Raw genomic sequence first — 10,918 nt, 5'->3', positions numbered from 1 at the left:
CTGCGATCTTTTGATCTTTAAAAACAAGATCAAAAGATCGCAGCCTTCGGCAGCTCCTACAGGTCTTTTCGGCGTTGCTCGGCGAGGCGTTCGGCCAAGGCATCCACGCCTTCTTCAGGTTCCTCAGGCAGCGCTTTCAGCGTGGCTTGCATCAATTTCATCTGGCGAATGAATCGCCGGCAATTGGGGCAGAACATCAAGTGATGACGCACCATCAATTTTTCCCGAAAGCTCAATTGCCCATCGAGATAATCGCTGGAGCGCGCCACTTGTTCCTTACAGGTCAGCATTCCCCGGTCTCCTCAAAATGCTCCACGGTCGCGAAGACTTTCAGCCGCGCACGATGCAGCAGCACACGGACATTGGAGAGCGAGATCTCCAGAAGATTACAGATCTCCTCCAACTCCAGCCCCTGGCGTTCACGCAACAGCAAAACGCTGCTTTGCAGTTCCGACAGGCTCAACAGCGTGTGTTCCAGACAGTCGCGCAACTCGCTCTCGGTCAGCAGCGCTTCCGGTGTGTCCTGGTGCCAGGCGATCGGGGCGATCAGCCAGTGGCCGTCGCCGGGAGAAAAGCGCTCGTCGTCGATGGTGCCATGGGGCGAAGGCAGGTCATCCATCAACACTTCGCGGCGATTTTGTTTGTAACGGCTTTTGGCTGAGTTGGCCGTGATGGTCAGCAGCCAGGTCTTGAGACTGGAACGCCCTTCGAAACTGGCGATGTGTCGCACAACCGACAGCCAGGCGTCCTGCACCACTTCTTCGACATGACGCTGGCCAACAATCGCATAGGCCACGGCGCGCATGGCGCTCTGGTAAGTGCTGACCAACTCCTTGAAAGCTTTTTGCTCGCCGGCCAACAGGCGTTCGAGCAGTTGAGTGTCGTCCATTGCGGCCATTGGCGTCTCTTTGCAAAGCGTTAAAAACAAAAGATCGCAGCCTTCGGCAGCGCCTACAAGAACGGATTTCATACCATCCGTGTAGGCGCTGCTGCAGGCTGCGATCTTTTAAAACGCAATCAGCGTTTACGCAGAATCACGCTGCCGATCGAATAACCGGCACCGAACGAGCTCAACACAGCCAGCGAACCGGCGGCCAGATCGTCCTGATACTTGTGGAACGCAATCACCGAACCGGCGGAGCTGGTGTTGGCGTAGGTGTCGAGAATCACCGGAGCTTCTTCTTCGGTGGCTTCGCGACCGAGCAGTTTGCGCACGATCAAGTGGTTCATGCTCAAGTTGGCCTGGTGCAGCCAGAAGCGCTTCACGTCGCCAACGTTGAGTTGGTTCTCTTGCAGGTGCTCACCGATCAACTCGGCAACCATCGGGCAGACGTCCTTGAACACCTTGCGGCCTTCCTGCACGAACAGCTTGTCGCGGGCACCGACGCCCTCTTCCGCAGCACGGTTGAGGAAACCGAAGTTGTTGCGGATATTGTTGGAGAACTTGGTCAGCAGTTTGGTGCTGACCACGTCGAACTGGTGCTTGGACGTCGCTGTTTCAGCGCGCTCGATGATCACCGCAGTCGCGGCGTCGCCGAAGATGAAGTGGCTGTCGCGGTCACGGAAATTCAGGTGACCGGTGCAGACTTCCGGGTTGACCATCAGGATCGCCCGCGCCTGGCCGAGTTGCACGCTGTTGGCGGCGGCCTGAATACCGAAGGTCGCCGAGGAGCAGGCGACGTTCATGTCGAAACCGAAACCCTGGATACCCAGGGCTTCCTGGACTTCGATGGCGATGGCCGGGTAGGCGCGTTGCAGGTTGGAGCAGGCGACGATCACGCCGTCGATGTCAGCGGCGGTTTTGCCGGCGCGTTGCAGGGCCTGTTCGGCAGCGCCGATGGCCATCTGGCAAAGCACCGACCATTCGTCGTTGGAACGCTCCGGCAGGCGCGGTGCCATGCGTTGCGGGTCGAGGATGCCGTCCTTGTCCATGACAAAGCGGCTCTTGATGCCCGAAGCTTTTTCGATGAAGGCGGCGCTGGATTCGGTCAGGGCCTGGACTTCGCCGCTGGCAATGGCCTGGGCGTTGTCGGCGTTGAACTGCGCGACGTAGGTATTGAAAGACTGCACCAGCTCTTCGTTGGAGATGCTGTTGGCCGGGGTGTACAGGCCGGTGCCGCTGATGACGACGTTATGCATGGTCGTTTCTCTAATCTGTTCAGGCAGAAAGTGCTGGAACCGTCGTACCAACACACAAAGGGTCTATTCCCATCCGGGGGACACAAACCTGGCATCGCTTTATTCCGCTGCGCGACATCGCCGAAGGCTCTGGGTCGCGAAACCGGCGTTTATGGTCGCGAAGTTTGCCATAAACGCAGGCTTTTGGCGCCTTTCTCAAGCACAACACCGCTCCCCCATGTAGGAGTGAGCCCTTGTGGTGAGGGGATTTATCCCCGATGGGTGGCGAAGCCGCCCCAAAACCTGACACCTCGGTTCATTAGTCTTACCGAGTGTGTTGGTTTAGCGACTGCTTCGCAGCCGATCGGGGATAAATCCCCTCGCCACAGGGGATCGGGGGGATTACGCCAGATCAGGGTTCGACCTGGCTCCATTGCTTGTTCAGGCGTTTGTCGGAGATCGGGGTTTTCGTGCCCAACTGCTGGGCGAACAGCGACACCCGGTATTCCTCCAGCCACCAGCGGTACAGCTCAAGCTGCGGATCGCGTTTGCCTTCCTGCGCGTGTTTGGCCGCGCGGGCCTGGTATTGCGCCCAGAGGCCGGCGAGTTCGCCGCTCCAGACGCGATCCTTCTGCACCTGCGCGCCAAGCTTCTCGAAACGCTGCTCGACCGCTTTCAAATAACGCGGGATTTCTTTGAGCCACTGCATCGGCGTTTCCCGAACAAACCCCGGATACACCAAATTACCAATCTGCTGCTTGATGTCATTCAGTGCCACGGCCTGAGCGAGGTCAATCTTACCTTTGAAGCGCTTCTGCAAACCGTGCCACAGTTTGAGAATCTCCAGCGTCAACCGCGCCACGCGTTCGGCGTGCTCAGTCCAGCCACCGCGTTTGCGTTCCGCCAACGCCGCCAGACCGGCGCCGTCACGCGGCAACGGGTCTTCGCCTTCGAGAATGCAGCTGTCGAGGCTGGCCAGCAGAATGTCTTCGACCAGCGCATCGACCCGACCCAGATCGCGATAAAGCAGGCCCAATTCGGTCTGCCCCGGTAACTTGCTGCGCAGGAATTTCGCCGGCTCGGCCAACTGCTGCATCAACAAGCGCTGCAACGCGCGACGATGCTGGAATTCGGCCTCGGCAGGGGTTGAGAAGCGCCCCTCCTTGACCGTCCCGCCCTCTTCCACCAGCGCTGGATACACCGTCATCGACAGCCCGGCGATCTTTTGCTGAGTCTTTTCCGCCACCGGCGCGAAGACTTTCGCCTCGACCGGCTGCTGACTTTTCGCACTCTGCGGCACGGCCAACGCGGCTTGACTGGCTTCGGCAAACCGCGCGGTCAGCTCGGCCAGATCACGCCCTTCACCGAGGAACTTGCCCTGGCCATCGACGATTTCCAGGTTCATCCGCAGATGCCCTTCAACCCCTTGCTCAGCTTCCGCCCACGCTTCATCGCTGACCCGCGCGCCGGTCATGCGCAACAGCTCACGCCCCAGCGCTTGCGGCAACGAACCTTCGGCAAAGGTCATGCGTTGCAAGGCAGCCTTGATGAAGTCCGGCACTGGCACGAAGTTCTTGCGCAGCGCTTTCGGCAGGTTGCGCACGAGGGCGATGCACTTGGCCTCGATCAGCCCTGGCACCAGCCACTCCAGACGCTCCGGCGGCAGCATCGGCAGCAGCGGCGCCGGCACCCGCAAGGTCACGCCGTCACGCGGGTGATTGGGCTCGAAGTGATAGGTCAGCGCCAACTCCAGATCGCCGATGTGCAGCGTGTCCGGGTAGTGCAGCGCGGTGACTTCACTGGCCTCGCGGGCCAGCACGTCTTCTTCGCGCATGATCAACAACTGCGGATCTTTTTGACTGTTGATGCGATACCAGCTGTCGAACGTCGCGGTCTGATGGATCTCCGCCGGCAGCCGCGCGTCGTAGAACGCGTAAAGGGTTTCTTCGTCGGCGAGAATGTCACGGCGACGGGCCTTGGCTTCCAGTTCGTCGAGTTGTTCCAGCAGTTGTTTGTTCGCGGTCAGGCACTTGGCTTTCGACTGAATCTCGCCGCGCACCAAACCTTCGCGGATAAACAGCTCACGCGAAACCACTGGATCGACCGGGCCGTAATGCACCGGGCGGCGACCGACCACGATCAATCCAAACAGGGTGATCTGTTCAAACGCCACGACCTGGCCGCGCTTCTTCTCCCAGTGCGGTTCGAAGTGGTTTTTCTTGATCAAGTGCCCGGCCAGCGGCTCGATCCAGTCGGCGTCGATCTTGGCGACCATGCGCGCGTAAAGCTTGGTGGTTTCCACCAGTTCGGCGGTCATCAACCATTGCGGACGCTTCTTGCCGATGCCCGATGACGGATGAATCCAGAAACGTCGCTGACGCGCGCCGAGGTAATCACCGTCCTCGGTTTTCTGGCCGATCTGGCTGAGCAGACCGACCAGCACCGCTTTGTGCAGTTTCGGGTAATCCGCCGGCTCTTTATTCAGGCTCAACTGCATGTCGCGGCAGATCAGGCTCAACTGGCGATGGGAATCGCGCCACTCGCGCAGGCGCAAATAGTTGAGGAAATTCTTCCGGCACCAGTTGCGCAGCGGGCTCGCGGTCAGCGCTTGGCGCTGTTCCTCAAAACCCCGCCACAGATTCACCAATCCGGCGAAGTCCGAGTCAATGTCTTTCCATTGCGCGTGGGCCTGATCGGCCGCTTGTTGACGCTCCGGCGGCCGCTCGCGGGGATCCTGAATCGACATCGCACTGGCGACGATCAGCACTTCCTGCAAGCTGCCGAGTTTCGCCGCTTCAAGCAGCATGCGCCCCATGCGCGGGTCGACCGGCAAACGCGCCAATTGGCGACCGAGCGGCGTCAGCTGGCTGTTGCGATCCACTGCCGAGAGTTCTTGCAGCAGATTGAACCCGTCGCTGATTGCCTTGCCGTCCGGCGGCTCGATAAACGGGAATGCGGTGATCTCGCCAAGGCGCAGATGGAGCATCTGCAAAATAACCGCAGCCAGGTTGGTGCGCAGAATCTCCGGATCGGTGAATTCCGGGCGACCGAGGAAGTCTTCTTCGCTGTACAAACGAATACAAATACCCGGCTCGACCCGGCCGCAGCGACCTTTACGCTGATTGGCGCTGGCCTGGGAAATCGCCTCGATCGGCAGGCGCTGGACCTTGGCGCGGTAGCTGTAACGGCTGATGCGCGCGGTGCCGCTGTCGATCACGTAACGGATGCCCGGCACGGTCAGCGACGTCTCGGCAACGTTGGTTGCCAGCACCACGCGACGGCCCGGGTGCGACTGGAAAATCCGCTGCTGCTCGGCCGGAGACAGGCGCGCGTACAGCGGCAGAATTTCAGTGTGTTTGAGTTGGGCTTTACGCAGCATGTCGGCAGCGTCACGAATCTCGCGCTCGCCCGGCAGGAACACCAGCACGTCACCCGGACTGCGGCGTTCGCTGCGCTCGTAAGCGGCGATTTCATCAAGGGTGGCGAGGATCGCCTGATCCACCGTCAGGTCATCCTCGACGCGGTTGCCCTCCTCGTCCTGCTCCAGCGTCAGCGGGCGATACCAGGTATCGACCGGGAAGGTACGGCCGGAGACTTCAACAATCGGCGCATCGTCGAAATGCTTGGAAAAACGCTCCAGATCGATGGTCGCCGAGGTGATGATGACTTTCAGATCCGGACGACGCGGCAGCAGGGTTTTCAGGTAACCAAGCAGGAAGTCGATGTTGAGGCTGCGTTCGTGGGCTTCGTCGACGATGATCGTGTCGTAGCGTTCGAGGTAGCGATCGTTCTGGGTTTCCGCGAGCAGGATGCCGTCGGTCATCAGCTTGATCAGGGTGTTGGCATCGCTCTGATCTTCAAAACGCACCTGATAGCCGACCAGCGACCCGAGCGGCGTGCCAAGTTCTTCGGCCACACGGCTGGCGACGCTGCGCGCAGCAATCCGGCGTGGCTGGGTATGGCCGATCAAGCCATGCTGGCCGCGCCCGATCTCCAGACAGATTTTCGGTAGCTGGGTGGTTTTACCCGAGCCGGTTTCGCCGGCGATGATCAGCACCTGATGCTTTTCCAGCGCCTTTTTGATTTCGTCGCGCTTGGCGGCAATCGGCAAACTGTCGTCGTAACGAATCACCGGCAGGCTGGCCTTGCGCGCCAGCACCTGATCACAGGACGCCTGCATGCGCGTCACCCACTGGGCCAGTTTGGCCTCGTCGGGTTTCTTGCGCAGCTCAAGCAACTGCCGCCGCAGCCGGTGACGGTCGGCAAGCATGGCGTGGTCGAGGTTTTTCAGCAGTTTGTCGATGGAGGGCGATTCGTCGGTCATCGGGTACGCAATTCGGTCGTCTGTTTATGCAAGGACGCGATTGTCGCAGATATCGGGCAGGGAATGCTCGCAAGGCCACTTCCCTGCCCGTCTTGCTGTGCCGCTGATGATTGTCAGCCGCCAGTTCGCTCAAGCCTTTTCAGGCTAGGTGCCTGTGCCAAAGCAGCCAGACTTTTGAGCGTGCCTTTGCCGGCTGCGCTCCTTACCAGTTCGGATACAAGACGATTGCCCGTCCCGCCCAGCATGAGCCCGAAGACATCCAGCGAGGCGTAAAACAAACCCATCGCCGTATTTCCAGCAATGAAGTTTTTGATCGCGGTATAGAACGGTATAAACGCTAGTGCGGAACCGATCCACTTGTCAGCTTCGCCATCAATTTCGTCTTGCAGAGAAAGTCCCCATGCCGTTTTTTTCAGGGCGTCTTCTGGGCCAATCAAATGTCGGGCGACCACCTGAGCAATGTAATGGGTGGTGCGAGTCGAGTACGTGTAATCACCTGTAGCCGTTGAATCGATTGGAGTCCATGTCCCGACAACATCAGCGCGGTCAAACTCAAGTTCTTCTAGAATAATTCCGTAGCGGGGGCCTGAGTCATGCTGCTCATCTGCGTGTGCCAGTGTGTAGACGTAATCATTGCTGCTAAATGTATAACCTCGCCCGTAATACCCGTTTATATCGGAAGACCCTATGCTGTCGCCCCGCCTCACATAACCCGTTTCAATTTCTATAGGGAGGTCGTTATTCTTCTTGATTATTCCAGCACCCGGAATAATTTCGTAATAATCAACGCCCCACCCTCCCGCAACACGCAATAGAACGCCATGGCGCCACGTCAACTGGGCGACTCGTGCTGCATAATTTTCAAAAGCCGAATGAGCAAACCCGCACTGCAGGGAATAAACAGTAATCTCACCTATTTCCAAGTAGCGCCTGTCCTTGAGCGGTAATTGTGACAACAAGGACTTCACCATTGTCGAGTACCCCGCCCGCAGATTCTCGACATACGGCGTAAATGCCTGACTAAACAGTGTTTCGATACGAGGAAGAGTGTCCAGTCGATCGGCAAAACCAGACAACGGGTCATCTGCAAAATTCGAGGTGATCTTTTTACCGGGAACCCAGCCCCTCATGTAGATCTCGACCAACGACAATTTTACGTTGGCACCGTGAGACTCTCGGTATATTGGCTCCTGCTCATTCACGTAGGTATCGGAAGCAAAAAGACCAATCAACTCCCATTCCGCCAACGCTTTGCGAGTGGGCATGACCGCACTTGAACTGATAACGCTTTGAGCCTGCTCCCATATCTGTTGATTGTAGATATCGCGTACCTCTTCGATATACGCGTCGTACTGCACATCGGATTTGATGCCGATGACACCATTCATCACACCCCACTGAATCAAGGTGGAACGCCATGCCTGCTGATCGATCAATGCTTGCTCGTTGGTAATCGGCCGCAACACCGAGACCGACATGACCTGACCAAAACTCATTGCGGCACAGATACCGGGTGTCTGTAGATCCAGACGCAAAGCCGTGGCATTGAACAATGCCCACGCGGTTGAACCAAAGACCAGATCGTCAGGCAGGTCATAAACCGTCAGCGCCGGCGCAGTCCCTGCAATCATCAGATACGCTGCCACGGCAACGACGTGCGGTTCAAAATGACCGGCCACCAACAAATATGTTTCGACGTTTTGAATTACCGTTGTAGCGGGTAAACCCCAATTGTCGCTTTGCAACAGTTCATAGTCGGCGATGTAACCATTTACATGCATATCCACTAGAATCGCGACCATGCACCACTCACTGGCGCTCTCGACGAAAGCAATGTCTTGAAACCGGGTTTGCAGAGAAGTGCCCAACTCTTGCGCTTCATACCCGGTCAGCAGTCGATCAATTTTCTGCTGAATAATGCTGTCGTCGTATTGGGCATCCCCGAGCGTCTCAATCAAGTGTTTCAATAAGCCACCTGCAACATCGGAGCCCGGCCTGGAACTTAACCAGTGGTGTACAGCCGCTTCGATCTCGCTTCTGAACGCATCGTCTATGTCCAGCACAGAACTCCACGAGATGAGTTCAAGGTAACGATTATTTTCCATCAGACGTGGAAGTGGTGTTATCAACACTTGATAAAGATTTTGCCCTTCTTCGATGTTCCGGGGAACCTGCCAGCCTCGACTAAGAATAAATGCTTCCAGGCTAATGCTGCGATCCGCGCCTACCGCCTCATGTTTAACAATAGATGATTCTTGATGTACCGGCATCCGCGCACTCTGCAGGCGCTCAAGCACTTCACTGGATGTTTCCACATTGTGCAATCCGTGTTTTCGGTATATCTGCAAAAAACTTTTCAGATTTTCCGCATCGCCATACAGGTTCAGTTCGCCCACAGAAACATTCATACACGCAAGTCCCGCTCTATTAGTTACCGCCCTCCACCATGAAAGGCATTCACGCAAACTAATCGAACCACGGGTACTGAGCCAGCCACTAACTGTAAGCACGCACTACATAGAACACATCAAACTATAAAAAAACAGCCCACCTGATTTCAGGTTCATTCGTTATCGAGGCCTTTGCGTCGATAAGGAAAGACATCAATCACTTTCCCTGCCCGAATCGCCTCCTGCAGGCTCTTCCAGTAATCGGCGTTGTACAACTCGCCATGCAGTTGATCGAACAACTTGCGCTGCCCCGAATCAGCAAACAGGAACGGCGGAAATTCCTCGGGAAACACATCCAGTGGCCCGATCGAATACCACGGCTCCGAAGCCATCTCGTCTTCCGGCGTACGCGGTGCCGGAATGTGCCGGAAGTTGGCCTCGGTCAGAAAGCAGATTTCGTCATAGTCGTAAAACACCACGCGGCCGTGACGAGTAACGCCAAAGTTCTTCAGCAGCATGTCGCCGGGAAAGATATTCGCCGCCGCCAGTTGCTTGATCGCCAGGCCGTAATCCTCCAGCGCCTCGCGCACTTGCGCGTCGTTGGCGTTTTCCAGGTAGAGATTGAGCGGGGTCATTCGCCGCTCGGTCCAGCAGTGGCGGATCAGCACGGTTTCGCCTTCGACCGATACCGTCGATGGCGCGACTTCCAGCAATTCCTCAAGACACGCCGGATCGAACTTGCTCAGCGGAAAACGGAAATCGGCGAACTCTTGGGTATCGGCCATCCGCCCTACCCGGTCGACACTTTTCACCAGTCGGTACTTTTCGATCACCGTCGCTCGGTCGACGTTTTTCGACGGCGAGAACCGGTCCTTGATGATCTTGAACACGGTGTTGAAGCCCGGCAGGGTGAACACGCTCATGACCATGCCGCGCACACCGGGGGCCATGATGAATTGATCGTCGGTGTTGGCCAGGTGATTGATCAGCGCACGATAGAATTCGGATTTGCCGTGCTTGTAGAAACCGATCGAGGTGTACAGCTCGGCGATGTGCTTGCCCGGCAGGATGCGCCGCAGGAAGCCGATGAACTCCGCCGGCACCGGCACATCGACCATGAAGTAAGAACGGGTGAACGAGAAGATGATCGACACGTCGGCTTCGTCAGTGATCAACGCATCGATCTGAATCCCGCGCCCTTCGCGGTGCAGCAGCGGAATCACCAGCGGCCACTGTTCGTCGCGGGTGTAGATGCGCCCAACCAGATACGCGCCCTTGTTGCGGTAGAGCACCGAGGAAAACAACTCGACGCTGAGCTCCGGGTCCTTGCACACCCAGTCCGGCAGGTTCTCGCGCAGTTGCGCTTCGAGACGCCGCAGGTCGCCGGGCAAATCAGCGTAATCCTCGCTGAAACGGTAGTCGGCAAAAATGCTCGCGAGCATCCCCGACAACTGGCCCTGCGGCTTGTACGTGCGGGTTTGCGCGGCGCGGGCACGGCGCAGGCTCGGGCGTGTGGTGTGAATGAACATGCAGCCGTCGCTGATCAGGTCATGGCTGAACAGGCCGCAGAAAATCGAGTTGTACCAGGTCTCGGACAGCTCATCGTCGAAACGCAGGTCGATAACGCTGATATAGGCGCTTTTCACCAGCGGCCAGCAGCTGACATTCATCAGCGTTTCATCGTCGAAATATTCGCGCAGACGGGCGATGGTTTCGCCGACTTTTTCTTCGTAAAGGTTGATCCGCGCCGCCGACGCGGTTTGGGTCTCCTGCCAGCGCGCCTGCTCGAAGCGCTCGCGGGCGCCATCCGTGATCCGCCGGAAGTGCTCGCGGTAATCGTCAAAGCCATCGAGGATCATGCGGGCGATGTCGGTGGCTGGCCATTGCTGCGGCATAAAGGAGACCTCGGCGTGCGTTTGGAAATCTGTGCCTGAGCTTAGCCACGGATGCGGGCGCAGGTGAAGTGCAATTTCTGCCAAAAGCACGGCAAGTTCGTACAACGATCCTGTAGGAGCCAGGCTTGCTCGCGAAGGGGCCTTTGAATCCGACACAGTTTTTTGCAAAGTTTTTTTAATCGACCGTTCGG

The 10,918-nt window shown here is 57.6% G+C and carries 6 protein-coding genes; all 6 read right to left on the bottom strand.

From position 1 onward, the window contains the following. Positions 1-56: 56 nt before the first annotated feature. The 6 genes from EJA70_RS28125 to aceK all read right to left on the bottom strand — a co-directional run bounded on the left by EJA70_RS28125 (position 57) and on the right by aceK (position 10,727). Positions 57-290 carry an anti-sigma factor gene (locus EJA70_RS28125; protein WP_008086876.1) on the bottom strand — a complete coding sequence of 78 codons (234 nt, stop codon included), beginning with the start codon at positions 288-290 and terminating at the stop codon, positions 57-59. Further along, positions 284-898 carry an RNA polymerase sigma factor gene (locus EJA70_RS28120; RefSeq protein ID WP_158835478.1) on the bottom strand — a complete coding sequence of 205 codons (615 nt, stop codon included), beginning with the start codon at positions 896-898 and terminating at the stop codon, positions 284-286. The genes EJA70_RS28125 and EJA70_RS28120 overlap by 7 nt, the downstream gene beginning before the upstream one ends. Positions 899-1,017: 119 nt before the next feature. Further along, complete coding sequence (locus tag EJA70_RS28115; RefSeq protein ID WP_158835475.1) at positions 1,018-2,139, bottom strand: beta-ketoacyl-ACP synthase III; 1,122 nt, start codon at positions 2,137-2,139, stop codon at positions 1,018-1,020. A gap of 391 nt (positions 2,140-2,530) precedes the next feature. Next, positions 2,531-6,442: an ATP-dependent RNA helicase HrpA gene (gene hrpA, locus EJA70_RS28110; RefSeq protein WP_158835472.1), complete on the bottom strand. Its 3,912-nt coding sequence runs from the start codon at positions 6,440-6,442 to the stop codon at positions 2,531-2,533. Positions 6,443-6,555: 113 nt separating this feature from the next. Beyond that, positions 6,556-8,850: a hypothetical protein gene (locus tag EJA70_RS28105; RefSeq protein WP_158835469.1), complete on the bottom strand. Its 2,295-nt coding sequence runs from the start codon at positions 8,848-8,850 to the stop codon at positions 6,556-6,558. A gap of 155 nt (positions 8,851-9,005) precedes the next feature. Further along, the gene (aceK, locus tag EJA70_RS28100) at positions 9,006-10,727 is read right to left on the bottom strand and encodes a bifunctional isocitrate dehydrogenase kinase/phosphatase (protein ID WP_077571567.1); all 1,722 of its coding nucleotides are present in this window, start codon (positions 10,725-10,727) and stop codon (positions 9,006-9,008) included. Between the last annotated feature and the right edge of the window lie 191 nt (positions 10,728-10,918).

It is taken from the genome of Pseudomonas sp. PB103, from assembly GCF_009764635.1.
Lineage (GTDB): Bacteria > Pseudomonadota > Gammaproteobacteria > Pseudomonadales > Pseudomonadaceae > Aquipseudomonas.
Note: the sequence above shows the minus strand (reverse complement) of the source record. Positions and strands in the feature narration are given on the sequence as shown.

Bases quoted from the DNA above. Each gene is read 5' to 3' on its own strand.
- aceK (WP_077571567.1), bottom strand. From the start codon at position 10,727: ATGCCGCAGCAATGGCCAGCCACCGACATCGCCCGCATGATCCTCGAT.
- EJA70_RS28120 (WP_158835478.1), bottom strand. From the start codon at position 898: ATGGCCGCAATGGACGACACTCAACTGCTCGAACGCCTGTTGGCCGGC.
- EJA70_RS28105 (WP_158835469.1), bottom strand. From the start codon at position 8,850: ATGAATGTTTCTGTGGGCGAACTGAACCTGTATGGCGATGCGGAAAAT.
- hrpA (WP_158835472.1), bottom strand. From the start codon at position 6,442: ATGACCGACGAATCGCCCTCCATCGACAAACTGCTGAAAAACCTCGAC.
- EJA70_RS28115 (WP_158835475.1), bottom strand. From the start codon at position 2,139: ATGCATAACGTCGTCATCAGCGGCACCGGCCTGTACACCCCGGCCAAC.
- EJA70_RS28125 (WP_008086876.1), bottom strand. From the start codon at position 290: ATGCTGACCTGTAAGGAACAAGTGGCGCGCTCCAGCGATTATCTCGAT.